This window comes from Kribbella solani (genome assembly GCF_014205295.1).
Taxonomy (GTDB): domain Bacteria; phylum Actinomycetota; class Actinomycetes; order Propionibacteriales; family Kribbellaceae; genus Kribbella; species Kribbella solani.
In genome coordinates, this window is sequence record NZ_JACHNF010000001.1 from 6,294,007 (window position 1) to 6,319,700 (window position 25,694).

The window sequence follows — 25,694 nt, forward strand, 5'->3', positions numbered from 1 at the left end:
CTTTGGTTGACCTGACAGGCTGAGGAACATGCTCGCCGTCCCGTACCGCCTGGTCCGCGCCCTGATGATTGCCGCGGGCGTGGTCTACTGCAGCCTGATCCTCGAGGCGATCGCCGGCTTCCCGCTGAACGTACACATCTCTTTCCTCAGCGAACTGAGCGCGCGCGACCAGGCCACCAGCCCGTACGCCCGGGCGATGGACCTGATCAGCAGCCTGCTGATGCTGGCCGCCGTGGTGCTGTCCCGCCGGGCGCGCGCCGTCCGCTGGGAGATCGCCGGCGTGCTGATCAGTACCGCCCTGTTCGCGATCGGGACCATGTTCGACTCGTTCATGCCGATGCACTGCGCGCCCTCGGTGGGTACGGCCTGCCGGGAGTCCGAGGCGGGCGGGCAGGCCGGGTTCGCGCTGATGCTGCACGAGGCGACCTCGACCATCGCCGGGGCGGGCACCATCGCCCTCGGCGTGTTCGCGGTGCTGGCGATCCGCCGGTACGGGTGGGGCGGCTGGTTCGCGAAGGCGGTCGCGCTGCTGGCCGCCGGTGTCGTGGTGACGCAGGTCTGGCTCGGGTCAGTGGTGGCGTACGAGACGCTGAGCGGCGCCGAGGTGATCGCGCCGGGCATCCTGCAACGGGTCACGACGGTGCTGACCTGCCTGCTGCTCGGGACATTGTTACCAGCCTTGCGGCAAGCTTGTACTCGATGAGCGTGACCTGGATCGTGCTACCCGGCCTGGCCGAGACTCCGGAGGAGTTCGCCCAGATCGCCGCCCTGCTTCCGGACCAGGACGTCCGGATCATCGACCCCTGGCGTACGCCGGTCACGTCCGACGTCGACGCGCTACGCGCCGCGGCCGAGGTGGAGCCGGACACGGAGATCGGGTTGATCGGTCACTCCATCGGCGGCCTGGCCGGTCTGCGCTGGGCGCTGACCCGGCCGCTGGAGGTGACCCGGCTGGTGCTGGTCGACAGCAGTCTGACCTCGGAAACCGGGTGGCGGTTGTGCTACCCGGGAGCGCCTGGTGACCGGGTGATCCGTTCACTGGCACGGTTCCTCGGGCGGCTCGGCGGGCCGCGGCTGATCGGTGCGTCGTTCCGCTGGCTGAGTGTCCGGTTCGGCAGCCGGACCCGGAACGAACCGTTGTCGAAGGCAACGATCAGGGCAAGGTACGGCGCGGCGGACTCGTGGTTGCTGTTCTGGGACGAGCTCGCGGCTACCTGGGAGCTGGCCGCCGAAACCGCGAAGCTCGTGGCCGGGCCGATCGCGGAGGTCGCGCCGACCGAGGTCCTGGTCGCGACCGGCGGCGGATCGCGGCGGGCGGCAAGACGCTGGCTCACCGGCCAACAGCAACTGGCGGATGCCATCGGCGGCCGGATCGAGATCCTCCCCGACTCGGCGCACCTGGTCCACCTGGACCGCCCCGACGCCATCGCCGCCGCCGTCCACCGCCAGTAGACGGGCGGATATCCACTCTTGTTGTGGGGCGGGGTCCAGTGGTCTAAGCAACGAGTAGTTCGGCCAGTGCTTGGGCTGGGGTTTTGAGGTTGAGTGTAGGGCGGGGTCGTTGGTTGAGGGTGGTGGCGATCTGGTCGAGGCTGGCGGCGGTGTGGGTGGACAGGTCTGTGCCTTTGGTGAGCCAGAACCGCAGGAGCCGGTTGGTGTTCTCGTTGGTGCCGCGTTGCCAGGGGGAGTGGGGGTCGCAGAAGTAGACAGGCATGTTCAGATCGAGCTGGATGCGCCGGTAGGCGGCTAGTTCGCGTCCGCGGTCCCAGGTCAGGGAGCGGCGCAGGTGGTCGGGCAGGGTGCGCATCTGGGTGATCATGGTCTCGGCCACGGTGTCGGCGTCGTGCTGGCCGGGCAGGTGCAGCAAGATGGTGAACCGGGTGGTGCGCTCGACGAGTGTGCCGACCGCGGAGCGGTTGCCGGTGCCGATGATCAGGTCGCCTTCCCAATGTCCGGGCACGGCACGGTCGGTGGCCTCGGCGGGGCGTTGACTGATCGTGAACGCTTCCCGGTACGGGTTTCGGGCCTGGCGATGGTCGCCGCCGCGGGGTTTGCGGGCCGTGCGGCGCAGGCTCAACTGCCGGTGCAGGTCTTGTCGCAGCTGGCCGCGGGTCTGCACATACAGCGCTTGGTAGATGGTTTCGTGCGACACACGAGCCATCCTCTCCTGCGCGCTGTCGCCGGGGTGATCACGGCGCAGTACTGCCGCGATCAGGCCCGGGGACCAGCCGGTGTCCATCCAGCCGGTGATCCGGGCGCACAGCCCCGGATCGGCGGCCAGCTTGAACTCCTTGGGCCGGCGCCGCCGCTCATGAGCGGCACGGTGAGCCACCGGCGCCCAATAGGACCCGTCCCGGCCGCGATTGCGGGCCACCTCACGCCAGATCACCGACTTGTCCCGCCCGATCGCCTCACCGATCCCGGCATACGACAACCCCTGCCGTAACAGCACAGCGATCACCGCCCGGTCCTCACTGGTCAACGGCCGCCGAGCTCGCGTCCCCGCGACCCCACCCGCGACCCCACCCGGGACTGCTGCTGGCACGCTGCCCGGCAACCCACCAGCTCTGTTCTGCCGCAACGATGGCTCCACAAGCCCCGATGTTCGCCACCACAACGAACCCGTATCCCACGACACGCCGACCGCCGACGCCGCTGACTGCACCGACCACCCACCACCCACCAGCGCGAAAAACTCATCCCGCACTCCGTACGGATACCTCATCGGCATACACAACACCTTCCATCAGGCGTTGCTTCGACCACTGGACCCCGCCTGGGTTCTCCACTGGTGTGCGGGTGGAGAACCCACAACACGAGTGGAGAACCCTCGGCTGCTGTGGCTAGGCAGTGCTTGTCATTGCGGGGGTGGGGAGCTTGCGTTGCCACACCTCGTCGAGTGCCATCCGCATTGCTCCGGTGACCACCGCGTCTTCGGCCAGAGCGGACAGCTCCAGCCTTGGGTGGTTGAGCGTCAGCAGGCGCAGCTGGTCCGCGATGGCGTCCAACAGGACCGCACCGGCCCGCGCGACACCGCCACCGATCACCACAGCCGTCGGGTCGAGTACGAGAACAGACGGCGCCAGCGCGCGAGCAAACGTGCGCGCCACCTGCTGCACGACGGCCTGGGCAACCGGATCGCGCTCTGCTGCCGCAGCGAAGACATCGGCGGTGTCGAGCTGCTCTCCGCCCAGCTCAGCCAGCCGCGACTGCGGATTGTCCAGCGCGGCCTGTCGGCCCAGCGCCGCGATCGCCTCCGAGCCAACCGCCCGCTCCAGCGGTCCACGGCTGTCATCCGGGTTGATCACGTCATCCGTGTCAGTAGCGATGAACCCGATCTCACCAGCCGCTCCAGTACCACGGTGCAACCGCCCGTCGATGACGATGCCGGCACCGAGCCGCTCGCCCCACTGAACCGCCAGCAGCGTGCCGGTGCCGCCGCGAGCCGCCGCGATCGCCAGCGCGGCCAGGTTGGCGTCGTTGTCCAGCATGACCGGACAGTCGAGCAGCCCGCGTACGTGCTTGATCAGGTCGACCGCGGACCAACCGGGAACGCTGGGGACCAGCTGGACCCGTCCGGTGTGCTCGTCGACGATGCCGGGGCTGGCGGCGACAGCGGCGGCGATGTCCTCGGCCGGCACCTCCGCCTCGGCCAGCGCCTCGGTGATCACGTCGCCGATCACGCCGAGCAGTTCCTGCGCGGACCAGCCGGGGCCGGAGCGCCGGACGAGCGCGAGCTTGCGGCCGGCCAGGTCGGAGACTCCTACCGTGACCCGGTGCGGTCCGACGTCCAGGCCGAGCACCGGCGCGGCGCGACCACGCAGGGAGACCCGGATGGCCGGCCGGCCGAGTGACCGGTCCGCTGAGTCCGGCCCGTGCTGCTGCAGCCAGCCGGCCTCCAGCAGCTCGTCCACCGCCTGCGCGACGGTCGGCCGGGCCAGACCGGTGCGCTCGACCAGCTCGGCGACGCGCAACGGCGCCGGCGCGGATCGGCGGACCGCGTCCAGGACCGAGGCGACATTGATCCGCCGCAGCATCGTCGTTCCGCCGCCGCCGATCGTTCCCTTGCTCATGTCCGACCCCTTGCCTGCCACCCACCCAGTATAGATAGCGAGCGTTCGTAAATACTGTCCGTGTCCAGCTCTGGTCAGCACCGACCGGCGGCGTTTCGATGCGTGAGTCGACAACTATCACCGATCGGCCACCTGATGTTCCAGCACACGCATTGCTGCCCGTAATCGGGTAGACCGCCAAGGGTCATCCCGGCCCGCCGGGCGGGGTGATCGGCCACCATATTCTGGGTACCGCCGAGCAGACGAGAGGTGGGCCGATGTCATCCGAGCGGGAAGTCGTCGAAGCGTGTCCAGCCGAGTTGTTCATTGCGGGCAAGTGGGTGGCTGCCAGTGGCGGCCGGACGCTGGCGGTCGAGGACCCGGCCACCGGTGCGACCCTCCGGGAAGTGGCCGACGCGAGTCCGGCGGACGGTCTGGCGGCGCTGGACGCGGCCGTCGCGGCACAGACCGACTGGGCCGCGACCGCGCCCCGGGACCGCGGCGAGATCCTCCGGCGTACGTACGAGCTGATGACCGAGCGCGCCGACGACCTCGCGCTGCTGATGACGCTGGAGATGGGCAAGCCGGTGGCCGAGTCGAAGGGCGAGATCGCGTACGCGGCCGAGTTCTTCCGCTGGTTCGCCGAGGAAGCGGTCCGGATCGACGGCGGGTACCAGGTCGCGCCGAACGGAGCCGGCCGGTTCCTGGTGATGCGGCAGCCGGTCGGGCCGTGCCTGCTGATCACGCCGTGGAACTTCCCGGCCGCGATGGGCGCGCGCAAGATCGGGCCCGCGGTCGCGGCCGGCTGCACGATGGTGATCAAGCCGGCCGCGCAGACGCCGCTGTCGATGCTCAAACTGGCCGAGCTGATGGCCGAGGCGGGGCTGCCGGCCGGCGTACTGAACGTGGTCACGACCACGGACGCCGGTGGGGTGATGGAGCCGCTGATCCGCGACGGCCGGGCCCGGAAACTCTCCTTCACCGGGTCGACGCCGATCGGCCGGAAGCTGATCGAGCAGGCTGCCGGGCAGGTGCTGCGAACCAGCATGGAGCTGGGCGGGAACGCGCCGCTGCTGGTGTTCGAGGACGCGGACCTGGACAAGGCGGTCGACGGCGCGATGCTGGCCAAGATGCGCAACGGCGGCGAGGCCTGTACGGCGGCGAACCGGATCTACGTGCAGTCGCCGGTGATGGACGAGTTCGCCGCGCGGCTGACCGAGCGGATGGCGGCGTTGAAGGTCGGTCGCGGTACGAAGGCAGGTGTCGACGTCGGGCCACTGATCGACGCCAGGCAACGGGACAAGGTGGCCGACCTGGTTGCCGACGCGATCGCCCAAGGCGCGCGGACGTTGACCGGTGGGGCGATCGCCGCCGGCAACGGGTACTTCTTCCAGCCGACCGTGCTCGCCGACGTACCGGCGACCGCACGCCTGCAGAAGGAGGAGATCTTCGGGCCGGTCGCGCCACTGACCGCGTTCGAGACTGAGGACGAGGCGGTCCGGATGGCCAACGACACGGAGTTCGGCCTCGTCTCCTACCTGTTCACCAAGGACCTGAGCCGCGCGCTGCGGGTGTCGGAGCGGCTCGAGGCCGGCATGATCGGGCTGAACCAGGGCATCGTGTCCAACCCGGCCGCGCCGTTCGGTGGCGTGAAGCAGTCCGGTCTCGGCCGGGAGGGCGGCTCGGTCGGAATCGACGAGTACCTGGAGATCAAGTACGTAGCGATCAACGTCGACTGACCAGCTGGGTCACCGTGACCAGCTGGTAGCCGCGAGCTCGCAGTTCCTTCACGATCGGCCCAACGGCCTGCGCGGTGTACGGGGCGTTGTCCCCGCCGTGCATGTGCAGTACGACGATCGACCCGTTCTGTACGTGGTCCAGCACCTGCTTCACGATCGGCTGCGCTGCTTTGGCGAACCCATCCGCACCCGGTACGTCCAGACCGACCGCAGTGACACCAGCAGGCGCCAGCTCGTGCAGTGCGGTCGCGTCGTAGCACCCACCGGGGAACCGGAACCACCTGGTTGCCTGCGGGTCCAGCTTGTCCAGTTCCACGATGGCACGCCGTACGTCAGCCAGCATCTGGTCTTTCGGTACGGTCCCCAGCGTGTAGCAGTTCTTGGTGAAACCACGGTGGTCGTACGTGTGCGTCCCCAACTCGAACAGTGGGTCTGCGGCGAGCTCCTTCGTCACCTGTGGGTACTGCTCCATCCACATGCCCGTGAGGAACAGCGTGGCCGGGACATGCAGCGTACGCAGCTCGTCGATCAGTGCCTTGTTGTAGTACGACTTGACCTTCCCTGACTGCAGTCGTCTGCGCATGAGAGCAGTCAGGTCCGCGTCGAACGTCAGCGCGATCTGCTTCTTGTCCCGCGGCCCATGGTCGAGTACCGGCATCAGGTTGGTGTTGCTGGATGCACCCGGCTTGGCTTGCGCCGGTGCCAACGTGGGGCGGACCGTACGTACCGGAGCGACCGGTGCATGGGTTTGCGGTGTCTCACTGGGTACGCCGGCTGTCGGACTGTTGTCACTGCAGCCGACAAGAGTCAGTACCAGGACACCGCTTGCAACCCGCTTCGGCCAGCTCACGGTACTCCAGTATGCCTACTGCACCAGATCGTTGGCCGACCGGATGACGGGGGAGGTGAGCTGTTCCGGAGCGGCGGCACCGGTTACGTGGAAAGTGTGCGATTCGCCGGGGGAGAGGGTGATCAGGCCGGAGTCGACTCGGGCCGCCGGGTCGAGGCGGTCCGGGAAGAGGCACAGGTCCTTCGTGAGCGCATCGGCGGTGACGATGACGTCGTAGCCGTCAGCCGTTGCCGTCACCTGGGCAGTGAACGCGTCCGCGGCCAGCTGCAACGCCGTGTCCTCGACGAAGTACCAGTAGGCCGTGGTCCCGTCCGCGGCGCGCACCTCCAGGTACTCCCGGATCGGGTCCGTGGTGGTCGAGTCAGGCACTCCGTTCAGTACGCCTGATCGGGCGGCCACCTCAAGCGCGAAGGTCTCCCGCGCCAGCACCGCCCCACCTCGAGCAGTCGAGCGCCGGGTCACCGTCACCTCGGTGGACCAGCTCTCGTCCGTGTCGTTGTGCGCGGCAACCACCAACCCGTCTTCGCGCGGTTGAACGGTCAGCAGGCGATCGGCGTACACGCGCTTCAACGCGAACCACAGCGGCTTCTTGATCCCATGCCCGTCAACCGCGGCCCAGGACACCACCGGCCAGTTGTCGTTCAGCTGCCAGACCACGGCGCCCGTGTTCAACGGGAACAGGCTGCGGAAGTGTTCGATGCCATAGGCAACAGCGCGTGCCTGGTTGAGCTGCGTTGTCCAGTGCCAGTCGTCGATGTTCTTCCACTTCGGCAGGTGTTCGCCGAGCCCGCGCTCCAGTTTGAGATTGCCCTCGAACGCCTTCTGGTGCACCAGCATCTGCTCGCCGTACGGGTCGAGTGGGGCGTCGTGCACCACCGACGTCAGCGTCGACCAGGCCGGCGGCCCCTGGAAGCCGAACTCGGACGCGAACCGTGGCTTGTACTTCCGGTACGTCGTGTAATCCACCTGGTTCCACACGTCCCAGATGTGCATCGTGCCGTGCCGCTCATCGTTCGGGTGGATGAACTGGTCGAACGAGTACGGGCTGCCGGCCGTGTACGGCGTCCGCGGGTCGAGCTCGGCGACGATCTTCGGCAGCACGTCTAGGTAGTACCCGGCGCCCCACGGCCGCTCGGCCAGCGGTACCCGCCAGCTCCACTCGACGTAGCCCCAGATGTTCTCGTTGTTGCCGTTCCAGACCGCGAGACTGGCGTGCGTGCTGAGCCGCGTCACCGCCTCCCGCGCCTCGGCCTCGACCTCGCTCCGCAACGGCTCGTCCTCCGAGTACGCCGCGCAGGCGAACAGGAAGTCCTGCCAGACCAGGATTCCCAGCTCGTCGCAGGTGTCGTAGAACGCCTTGCTCTCGTAGATCCCGCCGCCCCAGACCCGCAGCAGGTTCATCCCGGCGTCCACCGCGTCCTGGACGCTGGTCCGGTACGTCGCCGTGGTCAACCGGGTCACGAACGCGTCGTCGGGAATCCAGTTCGCGCCGCGGATGTAGATCGGTTTGCCGTTCACGGACAGGACGAACGGCGTACCGGCGTCGTCCGGCGTGACGTTCACGGACATGGTGCGGAAGCCGACCCGGCCGTGCCATTCGTCGTCGTCGACCGTGACCATCACGTCGTACAAGGGCTGCCCGCCATGGCCGCGCGGCCACCACAGGTCGACCGCGTCGACCAGGCTGACGATCTGGACGCTGCCGGTCCCCGGCTCGACGGTCACCGACTGCCGCGTACCGCCGACCTCGACCGCGACAGTCGCCGCCGCACTGTCGGTCCAGGCCAAACCGACGTGCGTGGTCAGTACGCCGCGGTCGCCGACGACGCCGGCCAGCGGACGGACCGAGTCGATGCGTACGCCGGACCAGGACTCGATCCGGATCGGGCGCCAGATACCCACGGTCGCGACATCCGGTCCCCAGTCCCACCCGAAGTTCGAGGCCATCTTGCGCAGCTGGTTGTACGGGTGGTGGTTGGTGTGCGGCCAACTGCCGTTCCTCGCCCGCTCCGCCTCGGCCGCGGCCACCGGTCCTTCGAACTCGATCACCAATTCGTTGTCGCCGGCATCTAGTACGCCAGTGACGTCGAACCGGTACGACCGATGCTGATTCGCGGTCCGGCCGAGCTCTTGGCCGTTCAGCGTCACGGTCGCGACCGTGTCCAGCCCTTCGGCCACCAGCTCCTGCCGGTCGTTGCCATCGGCAACCCAGGCGAAGGTGGTCCGGTAGCTCCATCGGGTCCGGCCGATCCAGTGCAACTTGGACTCGTTGTCGCCGTCGAACGGGTCCGGGATCTCGCCGGCCGCGAGCAGGTCGGTGTGTACCTCACCCGGCACGGTGGCGGCCACGGCCCGGCCGATCAGGCCGTCGGGGACGGGGCCTTCGACCGCGCGTACGGTCCAGGCGGTACCGCCCTCGGTGGTCAGGTCGAAGGTCTTCAGTGCGGTCACAATCTGGCTCCCAGCGTGATGAACCGGTTTAGCGCGACTGCACCGCTCCCCACCAGGCAAGGGGAGCGGCGGACGTCAGTCGTTCAGTACGTACCGCCGCCAGAGCGCGGCGAGGGCACGGTGTCCGGCCGCGGACGGATGTACTCCGTCGCCGGCCAGCGTGGCTGCTCCGACCGAAGCGGCCTGCTTGGTCAGCTCGGCATCGGCCGGAACCAGGATCGCGGCGTACTCGACCGCGAGTTTCCGGACCACCTCCAGCTTCGGGTCGAGATCCGCACGCCATTCGTGCTGCCCGTCCTTCACCGGCAGCAGGAACGGCTCGATCATGACCACCGGACAGGAAAGGGCGTCCAGCAACGACCGGTACGACGCCTCGAACGATTCCGGCGTGGTCGGATCGTCCTCGTCGTACCGGCGCCAGGTGTCGTTGATCCCGATCATGATCGAAACCAGCGACGGGTCATGCGCCAGTACATCGGTGGCCCACCGGGTGGCCAGATCGACCGCCCGGTTGCCACTTATACCCGCATTGACGATCTTCGGCGCGGATGCACCCAGATCAACGGACAGGTTGCGTACGTAGCCGTCGCCGAGCCCGTCAGGATCGGTACGGCGGCCGCAGTCGGTGACCGAGTCCCCGGCGAACACGATGGTCCGCCGGGGATCGAGAAGGATGCCGGTCACAGGGTCGCTTCGGTGACGTCCCAGTCGTCGGGCAGCGTCGGCGCCACCTCGACCGTGCTCCGTACGTCCACGAACGCGCCGGTGTCGATCGAATCGGTGATGGATGCCATCACGTCGACGATGTGGAACGCCAGCGCTCCGGTGGCCCGGTGCGGACTGTCGGCACGGATCGCCCGCGCCATTTCCAGTACGCCGGTGCCACGCTGCGCGACCGCCTTGGTCTCGGCGACGGTCTCCCAGTCCTCGGCGCCGCGACGGCGGATCTTGATCGCACCGTCGAACGCGTTCGGGTCCGGTACCGCCAGGGTGGCGTCCGAGCCGGTGATCTCGACGAACCCACCCCGCGGCAGCGGCGAGTCGAAGCTGAAGATGCTCTGCGACGACTGCCCCGACTCGAACCGCGCGATCGCGCTGACATGCGTCGGCACGGTCACGTCGAAGTCGGTCCCGGCCAGCGGACCCGAGCCGATGGTGCGTTTGTCCCGCGACTTCGAGCCGAGCCCCGCGACCGCGGCGACCGGACCGAGCAGCTGCACCAGCGTGGTCAGGTAGTACGGGCCGATGTCCCAGAGCGGACCCGCGCCTTCCTGGAACAGGAACGCCGGGTTCGGGTGCCAGGACTCCGGGCCGGGGGACTGGAACAGGGTGAGCGCGGTCAGCGGCGTACCGATGTCGCCGCGCTCGATGATCCGCCGGGATTCCTGCAGGCCCGGACCGAGCACGGTGTCGGGCGCGCAGCCCAGCCGCAGCCCCGCGTCATTGGCCGCGGCCAGTAGCTTCAGGCCGCTGTCCTGGTCCAGTGAGAACGGCTTCTCGCTCCAGACATGCTTGCCGGCGGCAAGCGCCGCGAGCGCCACCTCGACATGCGCGACCGGGATGGTCAGGTTGACCACGATCTCGACGTCCGGGTGGTTCAGCACGATCTCGGGAGCCCCGTGGCTCTCGATGCCGTACTCGGCGGCCTTCGCCGCGGCCGCCTCCGGCCGGAGGTCGCCGATCGCGACCACCTTAAGATCCGGAAAGCTCTGCATGCTCTTGATATAGGCGTCGGAGATCACCCCGGCGCCGATCACGCCTACGCCAACAAAGCTCATCGACGTCCTCGCTTCGCTCCGGGCGCCGATGAGGCACGAAAGCCGCTGTGCTTGATGATGAGCTCGCTGCGCTCACTCATGCAGGTGCACCCGCTCCGGTCAGGAAGGCGTAGCTGCCGGCGACCGCGTCGAGGATCTCGCCACTGAAGTCGTCCAGCTCGACCACCCGGAGCGCGTTCGGGGCGGCGGCCAGGATGTCCCGGACCGCGATGCTGCCGTCGCCGACCGCCACCTGGGCCTTGTTGTCCAGCGTCCCGTCGCCGTCCTTGACGTGGATCGCGGTCACCCGCTCGCCGAACTTCTTCAGCAGCGCCGGTACGTCCGCGCCGCCGACCGCCGCCCAGTACGTGTCGACCTCGAGGATGACCTGGTCGGACAGGTTGTCGACCAGGATCTCCAGCGCGTGTACGCCGTCGATCGTCGACTCGAGCTCGAAGTGGTGGTTGTGGTAACCGACCGTGATGCCGTGGTCGGCGGCCTCGGCGGCGGCCTGGTTCAGCCCGGCGGCGATCACCTTGATGTCGTCGGCCGACTGCCAGCGCGCCGGGTCGGTGTGCGGGTCGATCACGGTGCCGATGCCGAGCCGCTTCGCGGCCGCGTAGATCGGGGCGCTGTCCTCGCGGAGCAGGCCGGCGTGGGTGGTGGGAGCCGAGAGTCCGTGCTTGGGCAGCGCGTCGGCGAGGCGGTCCGCGAAGGCGGTCACACCGAAGGGCTCGACCTTGGTGTAGCCGAGCTTGGCGATCCGCGCCAGCGTGCCGTCGAAGTCGTCCTCGAGCTTGCCCCGGACGGTGTACAGCTGGAGGGACAGGTGGTCCACTGCGACCATGGTTTCTCCTTGTCGGCGGTGCGTCGCCCGCTGCCCTTGGGGTCCACACCGACTGATGAGCCGAACCGGTTAAGTAACGATGCAAACCGTATCCCACCGGCGCCGGTGCACACCACCCTCGGCCCAACGACTGGGCGGTCACTTCGAGCAGCTCCGCCGAAGCTGAAGTTTGATCAAATAGTCACGTTCTGTACTCATCTGATGACACGGAGTGTGATATAGGAGCACACTGGAGGATTGCGGAACCGTCCGTCAGCGGTTCGCTCGCCCGTGAGGAGTTGCCGACGTGCCCGACGCTGTGCACCGAGTGACGATCAAGGAGATTGCCCGCCGTTGCGGCGTCTCCCCCGGCGCGGTCTCGTACGCGCTGAACAATCGGCCCGGAGTATCCGAAGCGACCCGGGCCCGGGTGCTGCAGGTCGCCGCCGAGCTGGAGTGGGTGCCCAACCGGGCCGCCCGCCAGCTGTCCGCGGCCCGCAGCGAGACGCTCGGCCTGGTATTGGCCAGGTCAGCGCAGACACTGGTCGAGGAGCCGTACTTCATGGGCTTCGTCGGCGGCGTCGAGTCCGTGCTGTCGGAGCGCTCGTACGCGCTGGCACTGCAGGTCGTCGCGGACCTGGACGAGGAACTGCTGACGTACCGGAAGTGGTCGGCCGAGCGCCGGGTCGACGGGGTGATCGTCGTCGACCTGCGGGTCGGTGATCCGCGCATCGCCGTGCTGCGCAAGCTGGGCATGCCGGCCGTACTGGTCGGTGATCCGACGCTCGCCGACGGCATGCCCTGCGTATGGACGGACGCCACGGCCGCGATGAACGCCGCGCTCGAACACGTCGCCTCACTCGGGCACCGGACGGTCGCTCGCGTGGCCGGCCGGCCGGACTTCGGTGATGTCTGGATTCGCGATCGTGCCTTCGACCTCGCCACCCACCGGCTGCAGCTGGCCGCCCGCATCCATCACACCGACTACTCCGCGCACGAGGGCGCGACCGCCACCCGCGCGGCGCTCGCCGAGTACCCTCGCCCGACCGCGATCGTCTACGACAACGACCTGATGGCCGTCGCGGGCCTCGCGGTCATCCAGGGCCAGAACCTGCGCGTACCCGAAGACGTCACTGTGGTCGCCTGGGACGACTCACCACTGTGCAGCATCACCCGGCCCACCCTCACCGCCCTGAGCCACAACACCGTCGGCTACGGCGCCGAAGTAACCCGCCACCTCCTGAACGCCCTGACCGGCGCCCCACCCCAAGCCCACCTCTACTCCACCCCCCTCCTGATCATCCGAGAAAGCTCCGCCCCACCCGCCGCCCCACCCCGCTAACGCGAGCGGATATCCACTCGCGTTGTGGGTTCTCCACTGGTGTATGGGTGGAGAACCCACAACAGCGGTGGATAAGCGGCCGGCCAGTCGGCGGCCGGTCAGGCTGCGGTGACGGTGACCGGCACGCCGTTGACCGCGGCGGTGCCGGCGGTGGGGTCGGTGAAGGCGGCGTCGGTGATGTCGTTGGCGCTGGGACCGGGTACCTGGCTGGCGACGGTTAAGCGGGTGCCGGGGTGGTGGTGGCCGAAGCCGTGCGGGAGGCTTACCACGCCGGGCATGATGTCGTTGCTGGCGGCAACTTCCACCGCGATCGAGCCGGCCGCGGAAGTGACGGTGACGAGCTGGCCGTCGCTGAGTTCGCGGTCAGCCAGGTCCTGTGGATGCATCAGCAGGTGGTGCCGTGGCTTGCCCTTCACCAGCCGGGCCGAGTTGTGCATCCAGGAGTTGTTGTTCCGCAGGTGCCGGCGCCCGATCAGCAACAACTCGCCGTCGCCGCAGGTCAGCGCATCGAGCAGCGGCAGGTCGTCAAGGATCATCCGTTGCGCCAGGTCGATCCGCTTCGACCGATGGAACAGCGCTCCCGGTAGCGCGGGTTGCAGTGGTCCAAGATCGATCCCGCCGGGCGTACGCCGCACCTTCCGCAGCGTCAGTGGGTACGGCCCGATCCGCAACCCGGCGTCGACGATCCGGCGTGGTGGTACGCGCAGTCTTGCCATCATCGCGACCTTCCGCCGGCTCCAGGGCGTACGGCGGACCAGCGCGAGGCCCAGGTCGCGGAAGATCTCCCAGTCGTGCCGTGCTTCGGCGGGTTTCGGCAGCACCGGATCGTTCCAGCGGGCGGTGTTTCGGACCGCGAGCTGATGGAACACCAGGTCGTAGTGCTCCCGTTCGAGCGGCGGCGCCGGCGGCAGGATCACGTCGGCATGCCGGGTCGTCTCGTTGAGGTACGGGTCGACGGCGACCATGAAGTCCAAGGAATCAAGGGCTTCGTCCAGCTGGCGGCCGTTCGGTGTCGACAGCACCGGGTTGCCGGCCACGGTCAGCATCGCCCGGATCTGTCCGTCGCCCGGAGTCCGGATTTCCTCGGCCATCGTCGACACCGGCAATTCACCACCGAACTCCGGCAGCCCGCGGACCCGGCTCTTCCACACCCCGATGTGGCCGCGGCCCAAGCCCAGCAACGCGTTCACGGCCGGTCGCGGGAACATCGTCCCGCCGGCTCGATCGAGGTTTCCGGTGATGATGTTCAGCACCTGGATCGCCCACTGGCAGATCGCCCCGAACTGCTGCGTCGACACCCCCACCCGTCCGTAGCACGCGGCCCGATCGGCGGTGCCGTACTCGGCCGCGACCCGGCGAATCACCTCCGCCGGCACGCCGGTGAGTTCCGCGGCGCGCTCGGGCGTCCACGCCTCCACCGCTTCCTCGACCGCGGCGAGACCGTCGACGTACGCGGCCGGGCGAGCGTTGCCGTCCTCGATCACCTGGTGGATCAGCGCGAGCAGGAACGCCGCGTCCGTACCCGGCCGGACGAAGTGGTGTTCGTCGGCGACCGCCGCCGTCTCGGTCCGCCGTGGGTCGATCACGACCACCTTGCCGCCCCGCTTGCGTACCTCCTTCAGCCGCCGGCCGAACCCGGGTGCCGTCATCATGCTTCCGTTCGAGGCGAGCGGGTTCGCGCCGAGCATCAGCAGGTACGAGGTGCGGTCGATGTCCGGTACGGGCACCATCAGCTGATGCCCGTACAGCAGGTACGACGCGAGCATGTGCGGCAGTTGATCGATCGAGGTCGCGCTGAAGCGATTCCTGGTCCGCAGTTGCCGGACCATGGCCGGTAGATGAGTGAGCGCGCCAAGGCTGTGGACGTTCGGGTTGCCGAGGTACACGCCGACCGCGTTCCGCCCGTACTCGCGCTGGATCGCACCGAACCTGCCGGCGATCAACTCGTACGCCGCGTCCCATCCGATCGGCTGCCAACCGTCGGCCGTCCGCCGTACCGGTGTGGTCAACCGGTCGGGGTCCTCCTGGAGGTCACGAAGCGCGACCGCCTTCGGGCAGATGTGGCCGCGGGACAGCGGGTCCGACTCGTCGCCGCGGATGTCGGTGACGCGCCCGTCCTCGACGGTGACGAGCACACCGCAGATCGCTTCGCACAGGTTGCAGGAGGTGCGCCGTACGGTCATCCACTCAAACTACCCTCGGGTAGCCGGAGCCGCCATCAGTCGAAGCCGCCATCAGTCGAAGCGTGCCTCGTCCAGCCGGCCGAGGATCGCGTCGACGGTCTCACCTACCGACAGGTCGGAGTTGTCCAGCCACAGCCCGCGGCGCGGACTGAACGCGTGCAGCTCGTAGTCGAGCTCGTCGACCAGATGACGCGCCCCGCCGATCCGGTTGGAGATCACGTCGGGCCGCGGGGTCAGCACGACCAGGTAGCGCGGGCGGGTCCGGATGCCGTCCAGGAACTCACGCAGCAACTCACCGATCACGACGTCCTGCAGGACCACGGTGAAGCCGGCCCGCGCGTACGAGTCGGCGGCCTGGCAGGCGAGCCGGTACCGCAACTGCAGCTGGCGTTGGGCCTCCAGTACGTCCTCGGACATCGAGGCCTGTCCGCTGACGATCATCCGGCGGAAAACATCACCGCGCAGATGCACCCCGTACTGGAATCTCTCGGCCAGCATCTGGGACACCGACGACTTCCCCGCCGCCATGATTCCACTGACGACGATCACCCCCTCGGACTCCATGCGAGTGATCGTGCCATGCGCCGCGCGGTTTTGGTCCGGTCGCGGCGATTCTTGTCCGAAAACCCAGCTTTTGCAGGGCCTTTCAGGCCAGGGCGTGACGGTTGATCCTACGGCGTGGGATCAACCGTCACGCCCAGCAGCGACTCGATGTGATGCCGCATCAGCTGCCGGATCCGGGTCGGTGTGGAGTGCGCCGGCTGGATCGCCGCGTGCAGGGCGAGGCCGTCGAGGACGGCATGCAAACGTTCGATCTCGCGGCGTACGTCCAGACCGTCCCGGAGCAGCTCGTTCTCGGCCAGGGCATTGATCAGCAACGTGCACAGCTCACGTAACTCGTTGTGCACCCGGTCGACGAGCGCGTGCAACGTACCGGCGCCGGATTCGGCCTGCGCCTGGGCCATGAACGCGAGCCAGATCTCGAACTCCGCCCGCCGCTCCGCGTCCAGCGGCAGCACCTCGTCGAGGTAGCGCAGCACGATCGTCGGCACGCTGCCCTTGGCCGAGACCGCGCTGACCCGGGCGGTGACCCGCCGGGAGACCAGGTCCATCGCGAAGCTGAGCAGACCGTCCTGGTCCGGGAAGTAGTAGCGCACCGCGCCGGCCGACCAGCCGGCCTCGGCGGCGACGGTCCGGACCGAGGCGGCCCGGATACCGTCCCGGCGGACCACCCGCCAGAGCGCTTCGGCGATCTCCTCACGGCGGGTCGCGTGGTCGACGATCTTCGGCATGTGGTCCGTTTTAGCACAGCCGTGTTAGTCTTTTATGGCACAGTCGTACTGAAACAAGCTTTGGGGAGGATGAACGTCGTGCTGGTCGCTGTCATCGCCGCGTGCGAGATCGGGTTCTGGGTGCTGCTCGCCGCCGGCATGGTCACGCGGTACCTGCTCCGGCTGCGCAGGACCGGGCTGGTGCTGCTCGCCGCGGTGCCGCTGGTCGACGTGATTCTGCTGGCCGCCAGCGTGGTCGACATCCACCGTGGCGCCGAGCCCGGGTTCAAGCATTCGCTGGCCGCGATCTTCGTCGGCGTCAGCGTCGGGTTCGGTCACCGTACGCTCAAGTGGGTGGACGGCTGGGCCGCGCACTGGATGGCCGGCGCGCCGCGGCCGCCGAAGCTGCCGAAGAAGGGCCCGGCGCGGGCCAAGCACGAGCGGTCCGGGTGGTTCCTGCACCTGCTCGCGTACCTGATCGGCGTCGCCATCATGATCGGTCTCGGCCTGCTGTCCGGGCGTGGGTACGCCGCGGTGCTCGGCCCGGCGGGGACCTGGACGCTGGTGCTGGTGATCGACGCGATCGTTTCGTTCAGCTACTCGTTCGGCCGGGCCGAACCAACTGACGAGGCCCCGGCGGCAACGCAGAAGCAGTCCGTCTGATCTCCCGGATTCGCGCCGTCACTCGGCGTACATTTCCGGCATGACGACGGTTGGGCGGATCTGGGCCGCGATCACCGGCCTGCTGGTCGTGATCGGGATTGTCATCCAGCTCGCGGTGACGGCGAACGGGCACGAGGGATTCTTCCCGGACAATCCGGAGCGCGTTTTCAACGTGTTCGCGTACTTCACCATCCAGTCGAACCTGCTCCTCGGCGGGACCGCGCTGATGCTCGCCGCGCAACCGGATCGAGCGCAGACGACGCTGTTCAGGACACTGCGGCTGAACGGCGTGCTCTGCATCGCGGTGACCGGAATCGTCTACCACGTGGCGCTCGCGCCGCTGGCCGACTTCAAGGGCTGGGCCGCGGTCACGAACTTCCTGCTGCACACCGCGACGCCAGTGGCCGGCGTCCTTGGCTGGCTGGCGTTCGGGCCACGCGGTCAGACCGACTGGCGGATCGTCGGCTGGTCGATCGTGTACCCGCTGCTGTGGCTGGCGTTCACGCTGGTCCGCGGCGAGTTCGTCGGCTTCTACCCGTACCCGTTCGTCGACGTCAGCGAGCACGGGTACGGACGGGTGCTACTGAACTGTCTGTTGGTGGCGGTACTCTTCCTGGCTCTGGCGGCCGGTGCGACCACCTTGGATCGCCGGCTGGTTCGGAAGAAGAGCTCCGTCGAAAGGTAGACCCGTGCTGGTGACCTCGCGCTCGTACGCCGAGTACGAAGCGATGTTCGACCTGAAAGAACTGCCCGACTCGATCCTCGACTGCTGCGCGGGCGGTAGCGGCTTCACCGCCGAAGCCGCCGCCCGTGGCGTCGACGCGATCGCCGCCGACCCGGCGTACGAGCTGGAGACACCGGAGCTGGTGGACACCGTCCGGCGCAGCCTGCCGGCCGGATCGGGGATCGTCGACGAGCACAAGGGGAGCTTCGTCTGGCACTGGTACGGGACGCCGGAGCAGCGTGACCAGCACCGGATCGAGGCCGCCGACCGGTTCCTGCAGGACGTGATGGCGGCGCCGGAGCGGTACGTCGCAGCGGGCCTGCCGGAGCTGCCGTTCGGCGACCGGCGCTTCGAGTTGGTGCTGTGCTCGCATCTGTTGTTCACCTGGGCCGACAAGTTCGACCGCGCCTGGCACGAGGCCGCGCTGCGGGAGCTGATCCGGGTCAGCAATGCCGAGGTGCGGATCTTCCCGCTGGTGCTGCAGGGCGCCGGTGATCAGATTCCGTGGCTGTCCGAGGTGCTGGACGCGCTCGACGGAGTGACCACCGAGGTCCGCAAGGTGCCGTACGAGTTCCAGGCGGGTGCCAACGAGATGCTGGTCATCACCCGCGACTGATCAAGACGCAGGGATCAATCGATCCGTGCGGGCCGGGCGAGCGACGGGAGGACGGTTCACCGTCCGCTCGCCCGGCCCGGTGATCAGCGGAGGTACTTACCGCAGACCGGCCACGGGGAGGCGCCGCGCTGGGCGTACAGCTTCTTCGCCCGCATCAGCTGCTCGCCGGCCGAGGCCTGCGCCGGGTTGCCGGAGCCGCCGACACTGCGCCAGGTCTGCATGTCGAACTGGAACAGGCCGTAGTAGCCGGCGCCGTTCACGGCCCGCGGGTTGCCGCTGGACTCGCAGTTCGCGACCTTGGCCCAGGCGCCGCTCAGGCTCGCCTTGCTGCCGCTGTTGCTGCTCTTCGCGCGGTCCTGGGACCGGCTCGACCGAGACTCGCGGCTGGACTTCTTCGAGTCGGACTTGTGCGAGTCGGACTTCTTGGTGTCCGGCTTGCGGACATCGGACTTCTGCTCGGTGACCTGCGGCTTCGGAGCGGCGGAGGTCTTCGCGCCGTCCAGCGTCAGGCTCTGCCCGATCAGGATGAGGTTCGGGTCCTTCAGGTGGTTGAGCTTCGCCAGGTCCTGCCAGCTGGTGCCGTTGGCCTGGGCGATCTCGGAGAGGGTGTCACCGGGCTTGACCGTGTAGTCGGCCGCGAAGGCCGAAGCGGTGCCGATGGCGGTGATGCCGGCTCCCAGACCGGCGATGGAGAGGGTTCGGGCCACCCGGCGAGTGCTTCGCCGGGCGCGCGCATGTCGAGCCTTGGGCATGAAAAAAAAATACTCCTTGGGCTTGGACGTGGCAGGCACACCACGTCCCCCGTAACAGGGGAGGGGCACTCGGACTTGTCACCGTGTGAGGTCACGGGACTGCGTCCGAATGGTCACGCCCCGGTAACGGCGCGACCTGAGCCATCCTGTGCGAGGTTCGCCGGAAACGCAAGTCCAGATCCGGATCTGCCCCGAATTTTTTCCGGAGTTTGATGTCCGGAAAGCCCAACAACAGAACGGTTTCGGGGTGTTTTCGAGGCGCTGAAACTGATCGGTTTATGCCGATTTGAAACAGCGTTCCGGAACCAGTGATATGTGTTCTCGGCCACTTGAGAGGTGAACGTTCGCCGTTGCCCGTTTGCTGCCCGGATGCGGGTGGTGAACAGGCAGGTTGCGGGGTTCACCTCTCAAATGGGGGAGCTGGTGCACGGGCGGATCGTTGGGTCGGGCGTGTCATCCGGGGGGTTCACTCGTTGATCGAAGCACGGGCACCGTCGTCCGGTCGCTGGGTTCCGGGGCGCGGTGGATGCGGCGACGGTATGTATTGGGGGCAGGTGCGGTGATCCGAGTGGCACTCGGGCATCGGGGTGTGCTGGTGCGTGGGGCACTGGCCGCGGTGCTGGCGCGGGAGAACGACCTGGACGTGGTCGCGGAGCTGGACAGCTCGGACGACGTGCTGCCGGTGGCCGGCCGGCGGCCGGATGTCGTGGTGCTCGATCCACAACTGCCGGGCCGCATCCGGATCGAGGAACTCTGCCGCAAGCTGGCCGGCCGGGGCGTACTGGTGCTGATCGACCACGAGGCGATCGCGGCGACCAGCCTGGCGCTGGTGAAACAGGCACCGCGGATCGGGCTGATAGCAACGGACTCGACCACCGACCAACTGGTGCAAGCAGTGCGCGATGTCGCGAAGGGCCTGCCGGTGGTCGACGTACGCCTCGCGGTGGCGGCGCTGAAAGCGGGTGACAACCCGCTCACCGATCGCGAGTGCGAGGTGCTGCGTCAGGTCACCACCGGCGCGACCGCCCAGGAGGTCGCCCGTACGCTCAGCCTCAGCGCCGGGACGGTCCGCAACTACCTGTCCCGGATTCTCGCGAAGACCGGTTCGCGGAGCCGGATCGAGGCGATCCGGAAGGCTCAGGACGCGGGCTGGATCTGAGTCGCGCCCTGGCTCGTGCCCGGCGGCGTGTTCTGGCTGGTCGGCGCCCAGTTGCCGTGGAGGTCGCGGTAGAGCGGTGACGTCCGCAGCAGGCCGGCGTGGGTGCCGAGCGAGGCCTTGTTGCCGTCCAGGACCAGAATCCGGCGCGCGCGCAGCGCCGAGCTGATCCGGTGCGCGATCACGACCAAGGTCCCGTCACGCTGGGCGAACGCCTCCTCGGCTTGCCGCTCCGCCTCCGGATCGAGGAAGCAGGTCGCCTCGTCCAGTACGACCAGCGGCGCGGGCGACAGGTACGCGCGAACCAACGCGAGCAGCTGCTTCTCCCCGGCCGACAACTCACTCGGCCGGACGTCAGCCTGCAAACCACCGATGCGGTCGATCAGGCGGGTCGCGCCGATCGCGTCCACTGCCTTGTCGAGCTGCCCATCAGTTGCTTCTGGCAACAAATAGCTGAGGTTGGCGCGGACGGTGCCGGTGAAGACGTACGCCTCCTGTGGGATCAGCACCCGGGTCGCGGCCAGCTGCCGCGTGGTCACCTCGGTCGGTGCCGCGCCGCCGAGCGAAAGCCGGCCACCGGTCGGCGTGAGCATTCCGCAGATCAGGCCGGCCAGGGTCGACTTGCCGATTCCGCTCGGTCCGACGACGGCGAGATGATCACCTTCGGGAATCGTCAGTTCGAGCTTGTCCAGGACCGGCTCGGCGTTCGGTCCGTAGGCAAAGGTCAGTTCGCGGATACCGACCTGGTACCCGGTCAGCTTGTCGATCGGCCGCGGTTCGTCAGCCGCCGGTGACGTGTCGAGAATCCGGCCGAGCGTGATCACGTACCTCAGGCCGCTGTCGCCGAGCGCGTTCATCACCGTGTTCAAAGCTGGTTGCAGACCGATCAGGACGTACGTGAGTCCGCCGAGCAACGTACCGGTGCTGACCCCACGCCCGACCAGCCAGGGACCGGTCGCGAGCAGGATCAGCAACGGCAGCCAGCCGCCGACCGCGAAGCACAACGTCCGCAGCGCCGCGACCTTCGCCAGCGCGCGCTCCGCCGCCGCCTGCGCCTCGATCGGCCGCCCGGCAAGCCACTCGGCGTACTCCTCGCTGCCGGCCGCGGTGATGTCGCGCACCCCGCCGAACACCATCCCGGCCGCCGTCGCGAGCTCCTCGTCCGCTGCCAGCGATGCACGAACGCGATCGGCCGCCATCCCCAGCACGGCAAGGGACAACGCGAACCCGATCAGGAACGGCGGTACGACGAATGCCGCCACGAGTGGGGCCAGCGACAGCAGCCCAGTCAGTACGCCGAAGAGCGTGACCGCGAAACTGCGCAGGACGAGTACCAGGCCCGCGAACGTGTCCCGGACGATCTCGACCTGACGGTTGAGCCGCGCGACCGATCCGTCGTCCCCGGACCGGATCGCTCCGCCGACCACCCGCCGTACCAGGTCATCGCGCAGCGGCTCGACCAGGTCGCCGAGTCGCGCGTACACCTGCCGGGCGCCCGCGGACCCCAGACCGGCGGTCGCGACCAGCCCACCGAGCCACGCGATGCCCTGCCAGGCGTGCCCACCGAGAAAGCTGTCGGTCGCCCGCGCGACCGCGATCCCGTACACCGCGGTCGGCAGAATCTCCGGCACCGACCACGCGACCAACTTGAGCGCCGCCCGCTTCCGCACCGCCCACGCGCCGTACGCCAGCTCCCGCTTCATCCGAACACTTCTCGGTACGAGGGGTTGTGCCAGAGGTCGGCGTGGGGGGCGATCGCGCGGACCTGGCCTTGGTCCAGCCAGATGACCAGGTCGGCGCGGGCGGCGGTCGCGGGGCGGTGGGTGACGATCAGGCGGGTGCGGTGCTGCCGGTCCTCGGTCAGGGTGCGGCTGATCTGGCGTTCGGTCGCGGTGTCGAGGCTGGAGGTGGCGTCGTCGAGGACGAGCAGGCGGCCGGCGGGCCAGGCCCGGGCCAGGCCGAGGCGCTGCCGTTCGCCGCCGGACATCGGTGCCTTGCGCAACGAAGTGAAGTAGCCGTCGGGCAGCCGGCTGACGAAGTCGTGCGCGTGCGTGGCGCGGGCGGCGGCGAGCGTACGGACCGGGCTGACCGCGTGCGGATCGATGGCCTCGCCAATGGTCCGGCCGACCAGTTGCGGACGCTCGAACGCACAGCCGACGGCCTTCCGGAGGATGCGCCGGCTGACTGCCTGCAGTGGCACGCCGTCCAGGGAGACCTGGCCGGTCGACGGATCCCGCAGCCGTGCGGCGACCGCGGCGAGCACCGACTTGCCGGCGCCACTCGGACCGACCACTGCGACGGTCAGCCCGCCGGGGAGGTCGAGATTCACGTTGTCCAGCAGGACATTCCCGTCGGCGACCACGCTGACCTGGTCGAAGGTCAGCTGTCCCGGACCGGCCGGCAACGGCAGCGTGCCGTGCGGGACGTGCTCGATCGTGATCACCTCCGCGGACCGGCGTACGCCTGCCTTGGCGCGGGCCAGTTCGCCGAGCACACCGGTCAGGTTGCCGAGGCCCGCGCCAAGGACCGCGTACTGCGAGGCGGCGAACAGGTCGCCTGCGGTGATCCGGCCTGAAACGAGCTGCAGGCCACCGACGGCTAGGACAGCGACGAGTACGAGCGGGCCGACCACCGCGGCCTGGGCGCCGGAGCGGGCCAGGATGCGCCAGGTGACGACGCCGTGCCGGTGCAGCTCGGGCAGCGACGCGAGGATGCGGCTCTCCTCGCGCTGAGCCGTGCCGGCGGCCGTGATGGTGCGGAGGCCCGTGAGCGACTCGGACAGCAGCGCGGCGATCCGGCCCTGGGTCTCCTGGTAGGCCAGGCTGACGTCGGCGGTCCGCTTGGCGAACGTCCACAGCACCAGGATGACCAGCAGCACCCCGCCGAAGAACGCGGCCGCGAGCCACGGGTCGATGAACGCGAGCAGAACGAGGCTCCCGACCGGCGGAGCGATCGCGGCGATCGCCGTCACCGCGGCCGGGCCGGCCTGCGCCGCATCTGACGCATTGGCAGAGACACGCGTAACCAGATCGCCGGTCTCGAACTCACGGGCACCGTCCGGACCGCCGCGTACGACGTGCTTGACCAATCGGCGCCGGAGCCAGGCGGTCGTCTCCGCGACACAGGCTGCCCCGGCGAACGCGTCCACGATGCTGGCCGCGACCCCGAGCGCGATCAGCGAGGCCGCGACGACCAGCCAGCGCGTGTAGCCGGAACCGGCCACGATCGAATCGACCGACCGCCCCAGGACCGTCGGCAGCGCGAGTGTCACCCCACTGCCGATCAGCGCGTTGAGTCCGATCAACGGCAGCCAGCCGCGCCCATGCTTGGCGACCCCACCGAAGGTGAGCATGCGCTCCGAGCCAAAGGTGATCATGTGCTCAGGCCGGTCTGGTCGGCGATGAAGGCCAGCATGTCGGCAGCGAGGTTGATGCCGCCGGTGGTGTGACCCGCATCGGCCTCGTGTCGCAGCAGCACCGGGCGGTGCGATGCGGTTGAGTACTGGAGCGCCGCGCAGAACTTCCTTGCATGCAAGGGGTCCACGCGGGTGTCGTTGCCGAAGCTGGTGAGCAGTACGGCCGGGTACTGCACGCCGTCCGTCACCTGGTGGTACGGCGAGTACGACAGCAGTGAGTTGAAGTCATCGGGGTCCTGGGCAGAGCCGTACTCGGCGGTCCAGCGTGCGCCGAGGCCGGACTGCTCGTAGCGGACCATGTCAGTGAGCGGCGCGGAGCAGACAGCTGCTGCGAACAGCTCAGGGCGCTGCGTGAGTGCGGCGGCGACTAGTAGTCCGCCGTTCGACTCACCACAGAGCGCTAGCTGATCTGGTGTCGTCCAGCCCGTACCTATTAGGTGCTCGGCTGCTTCGATGAAGTCGTCGAAGACCTTCTGCTTGTTGCGGCGCGTACCGGCCTGGTGCGAGGCCGTGCCGCGCTCACCACCGCCACGAACCGCTGCGGTGACGAAAGTGCCACCGGCCTCGACCCACGCCAGTGCGAAAGCCGAGTACGTCGGTGTTAGTGACTGCCCGAACCCGCCGTACCCGTAGAGGATGGTGGGGCGCGGACCGGGCTTGCCGATGATCTGTAGTTCCACACCGGAGCTCGTGGTCAGCCTGTGCGTCTCCACAGAGGCCCGGGCCTCGCTCTGGTACGCCGTCTGCCCAGTACGGGCGTCATAGCGGCAGACCGTTGGCGGCGTGACGCTGTCGGTGTACGTGAACCAGGCCTGGTCGCCAGCTGCACTCAGTGACCCAACCGAACCGAGACCGGGCAACTCCACTGCACTACGAAACAGACCGGTCTCGCGGTCATGCACTGTGATCTCGCTCAGTGTGCCCACCAGTACTACCTCGTCCAGCACGGCCAGACCAGTCAGTGGACCGCTCGGCTGAATGTAGTCATGCCAGACAGTCGGCTCAGCGGGGTCGCCGACGCAGATCCGCCCAGTAGGGGAGTCCTGCGTGGTCACGACGTACAGGCGGCCGTCCGGACCGACTGACATGACTGTGGTGGCATCCTGCGGTACGTACGCCGGCGGTGCGTCCGTGGTCAGATCAGCGAGCCACAGGTCGTTCCCTGCACCGCGTACTGCCGAGATCGTCAGCCATCGACCGTCGGCACTGATCTCCAGGCCGTACGACGCCTCGCCGTCGAGGACGATGCTGTCGTCGTGGACACCGAGCTGGTGGTGGCGTACCTGGCGGAAGCGGACGTAGTAGAAGGACGTCCCGTCCGGGAGCCAGGCGATCGGGGAGTAGCGGCAGCCGTCGATCGGGCCGTCGATGGTCAGACCGGTGGCGACGTCCAGTACGGAGAGCGTCGAGCGTTCATCTCCGCCCCGGGACAGCTGCACCGCGAGCTTGCTGCCGTCCGGTGTGGGCTGCCAGGCGTCCAGCGTGGTCAGCCCGGTCGGGTCGAGTTGTTTCGGGTCGAGCAGTGGTGTCTCGTCGACGTACAGCACCGCGTGGTCCTGGTCGGCTGCCCGGCGCAGCGTGAAGCTGCGGCCGCCGCGCCGGACCGGCGCGGAGACGCTGCCGACGTTCGACAGGCGGCGGACAGCGTTCTTCCAGCCGAACCGGTTGGTCAGCGTCCCGGCGTACGTGAGCCAGTGGTCGTCCTGGTCCTGCAGCCATCGCAGCGTGCCGGCGGCCGAGGGGTCCTCGAGCCGGCGGTACGGGTCCGCGACGGTACGACCGTGCATCTGCTCCACGAGCGGCAAGCGCTCGGCGCATGGATGCGACTGCACGGAATCGATCACCTCACTTCTCCTTCCGTCCACCAACTCAACGAGCACCGGGCCGCTGGGCTACA

General features: G+C 68.6%; 22 protein-coding genes. 8 read left to right on the forward strand and 14 right to left on the reverse strand.

Annotated elements, in window-relative coordinates; translation table 11 throughout:
- Window positions 1-28: 28 nt before the first annotated feature.
- Window positions 29-703 (forward strand): DUF998 domain-containing protein, encoded by a 675-nt coding sequence (locus tag HDA44_RS29110; RefSeq protein ID WP_184839815.1) that lies wholly within the window; start codon window positions 29-31, stop codon window positions 701-703.
- Complete coding sequence (locus tag HDA44_RS29115; protein WP_184839818.1) at window positions 700-1,452, forward strand: alpha/beta fold hydrolase; 753 nt, start codon at window positions 700-702, stop codon at window positions 1,450-1,452. Before HDA44_RS29110 ends, HDA44_RS29115 begins: the two co-directional genes overlap by 4 nt.
- 43 nt (window positions 1,453-1,495) lie before the next feature.
- On the opposite strand, the gene HDA44_RS29120 is transcribed toward HDA44_RS29115, so the two are convergent.
- Both HDA44_RS29120 and HDA44_RS29125 read right to left on the reverse strand, forming a co-directional pair.
- Window positions 1,496-2,731, reverse strand: coding sequence for an IS30 family transposase (locus HDA44_RS29120; protein WP_184830484.1), 1,236 nt, complete (start codon window positions 2,729-2,731; stop codon window positions 1,496-1,498).
- Between the two features lie 112 nt (window positions 2,732-2,843).
- On the reverse strand, window positions 2,844-4,073 hold the full coding sequence (locus tag HDA44_RS29125) for an ROK family transcriptional regulator (RefSeq protein WP_202887624.1): 1,230 nt from the start codon (window positions 4,071-4,073) through the stop codon (window positions 2,844-2,846).
- A 257-nt stretch (window positions 4,074-4,330) separates the two neighbouring features.
- On the opposite strand from HDA44_RS29125, the gene HDA44_RS29130 reads away from it, so the two are divergent.
- Window positions 4,331-5,791: an NAD-dependent succinate-semialdehyde dehydrogenase gene (locus HDA44_RS29130; RefSeq protein ID WP_184839822.1), complete on the forward strand. Its 1,461-nt coding sequence runs from the start codon at window positions 4,331-4,333 to the stop codon at window positions 5,789-5,791.
- Here HDA44_RS29130 and HDA44_RS29135 read toward each other — a convergent pair.
- From HDA44_RS29135 to HDA44_RS29155, 5 genes are all read right to left on the reverse strand, one after another.
- Complete coding sequence (locus HDA44_RS29135) at window positions 5,778-6,641, reverse strand: polysaccharide deacetylase family protein (protein ID WP_337906534.1); 864 nt, start codon at window positions 6,639-6,641, stop codon at window positions 5,778-5,780. The two genes, HDA44_RS29130 and HDA44_RS29135, sit on opposite strands and share 14 nt — an antisense overlap.
- 15 nt (window positions 6,642-6,656) lie before the next feature.
- Complete coding sequence (locus HDA44_RS29140) at window positions 6,657-9,092, reverse strand: glycoside hydrolase family 2 protein (protein ID WP_337906536.1); 2,436 nt, start codon at window positions 9,090-9,092, stop codon at window positions 6,657-6,659.
- A gap of 75 nt (window positions 9,093-9,167) precedes the next feature.
- On the reverse strand, window positions 9,168-9,776 hold the full coding sequence (locus tag HDA44_RS29145; RefSeq protein WP_184839825.1) for a GDSL-type esterase/lipase family protein: 609 nt from the start codon (window positions 9,774-9,776) through the stop codon (window positions 9,168-9,170).
- On the reverse strand, window positions 9,773-10,870 hold the full coding sequence (locus HDA44_RS29150; RefSeq protein ID WP_184839827.1) for a Gfo/Idh/MocA family protein: 1,098 nt from the start codon (window positions 10,868-10,870) through the stop codon (window positions 9,773-9,775). Before HDA44_RS29150 ends, HDA44_RS29145 begins: the two co-directional genes overlap by 4 nt.
- Window positions 10,871-10,946: 76 nt before the next feature.
- Window positions 10,947-11,696 (reverse strand): sugar phosphate isomerase/epimerase family protein, encoded by a 750-nt coding sequence (locus HDA44_RS29155; protein WP_184839829.1) that lies wholly within the window; start codon window positions 11,694-11,696, stop codon window positions 10,947-10,949.
- Between the two features lie 286 nt (window positions 11,697-11,982).
- Between HDA44_RS29155 and HDA44_RS29160 the strand changes: the two genes are divergently transcribed.
- Complete coding sequence (locus tag HDA44_RS29160; RefSeq protein ID WP_337906538.1) at window positions 11,983-13,017, forward strand: LacI family DNA-binding transcriptional regulator; 1,035 nt, start codon at window positions 11,983-11,985, stop codon at window positions 13,015-13,017.
- 98 nt (window positions 13,018-13,115) lie between these two features.
- Here HDA44_RS29160 and HDA44_RS29165 read toward each other — a convergent pair whose 3' ends face one another.
- From HDA44_RS29165 to HDA44_RS29175, 3 genes are all read right to left on the reverse strand, one after another.
- Window positions 13,116-15,200 carry a molybdopterin-dependent oxidoreductase gene (locus HDA44_RS29165; protein WP_184839831.1) on the reverse strand — a complete coding sequence of 695 codons (2,085 nt, stop codon included), beginning with the start codon at window positions 15,198-15,200 and terminating at the stop codon, window positions 13,116-13,118.
- A gap of 51 nt (window positions 15,201-15,251) precedes the next feature.
- Window positions 15,252-15,764 carry an AAA family ATPase gene (locus HDA44_RS29170; RefSeq protein ID WP_184839833.1) on the reverse strand — a complete coding sequence of 171 codons (513 nt, stop codon included), beginning with the start codon at window positions 15,762-15,764 and terminating at the stop codon, window positions 15,252-15,254.
- Between the two features lie 107 nt (window positions 15,765-15,871).
- Entirely contained in the window at window positions 15,872-16,492 is a 621-nt protein-coding gene (locus tag HDA44_RS29175) for a TetR/AcrR family transcriptional regulator (protein WP_184839835.1), read from the reverse strand.
- A gap of 69 nt (window positions 16,493-16,561) precedes the next feature.
- On the opposite strand from HDA44_RS29175, the gene HDA44_RS29180 reads away from it, so the two are divergent.
- From HDA44_RS29180 to HDA44_RS29190, 3 genes are read left to right on the forward strand one after another with little or no spacing between them, the layout of a single operon-like run.
- A complete protein-coding gene (locus tag HDA44_RS29180; protein ID WP_202887625.1) occupies window positions 16,562-17,134 on the forward strand; it encodes a 2TM domain-containing protein in 573 nt (190 codons plus the stop codon).
- Window positions 17,135-17,174: 40 nt separating this feature from the next.
- A complete protein-coding gene (locus HDA44_RS29185) occupies window positions 17,175-17,819 on the forward strand; it encodes a Pr6Pr family membrane protein (protein WP_184839837.1) in 645 nt (214 codons plus the stop codon).
- 4 nt (window positions 17,820-17,823) lie between these two features.
- Window positions 17,824-18,474, forward strand: coding sequence for a class I SAM-dependent methyltransferase (locus HDA44_RS29190; protein WP_184839839.1), 651 nt, complete (start codon window positions 17,824-17,826; stop codon window positions 18,472-18,474).
- An 83-nt stretch (window positions 18,475-18,557) separates the two neighbouring features.
- Here the strand turns inward: HDA44_RS29190 and HDA44_RS29195 are convergent, their stop codons facing one another.
- Window positions 18,558-19,226 carry a transglycosylase family protein gene (locus HDA44_RS29195; RefSeq protein ID WP_184839841.1) on the reverse strand — a complete coding sequence of 223 codons (669 nt, stop codon included), beginning with the start codon at window positions 19,224-19,226 and terminating at the stop codon, window positions 18,558-18,560.
- Window positions 19,227-19,785: 559 nt separating this feature from the next.
- Here HDA44_RS29195 and HDA44_RS29200 point away from each other — a divergent pair.
- The gene (locus tag HDA44_RS29200; protein WP_337906540.1) at window positions 19,786-20,385 is read left to right on the forward strand and encodes a response regulator transcription factor; all 600 of its coding nucleotides are present in this window, start codon (window positions 19,786-19,788) and stop codon (window positions 20,383-20,385) included.
- Here HDA44_RS29200 and HDA44_RS29205 read toward each other — a convergent pair.
- The 3 genes from HDA44_RS29205 to HDA44_RS29215 are packed head-to-tail and all read right to left on the reverse strand — an operon-like array spanning window position 20,364 to window position 25,641.
- Window positions 20,364-22,085, reverse strand: a complete 1,722-nt coding sequence (locus HDA44_RS29205) for an ATP-binding cassette domain-containing protein (protein WP_184839845.1) — start codon at window positions 22,083-22,085, stop codon at window positions 20,364-20,366. The genes HDA44_RS29200 and HDA44_RS29205 overlap by 22 nt on opposite strands.
- Entirely contained in the window at window positions 22,082-23,758 is a 1,677-nt protein-coding gene (locus tag HDA44_RS29210; protein WP_238352579.1) for an ABC transporter ATP-binding protein, read from the reverse strand. Before HDA44_RS29210 ends, HDA44_RS29205 begins: the two co-directional genes overlap by 4 nt.
- Window positions 23,755-25,641: a prolyl oligopeptidase family serine peptidase gene (locus tag HDA44_RS29215; RefSeq protein ID WP_337906542.1), complete on the reverse strand. Its 1,887-nt coding sequence runs from the start codon at window positions 25,639-25,641 to the stop codon at window positions 23,755-23,757. The genes HDA44_RS29210 and HDA44_RS29215 overlap by 4 nt, the downstream gene beginning before the upstream one ends.
- Window positions 25,642-25,694: the final 53 nt, after the last annotated feature.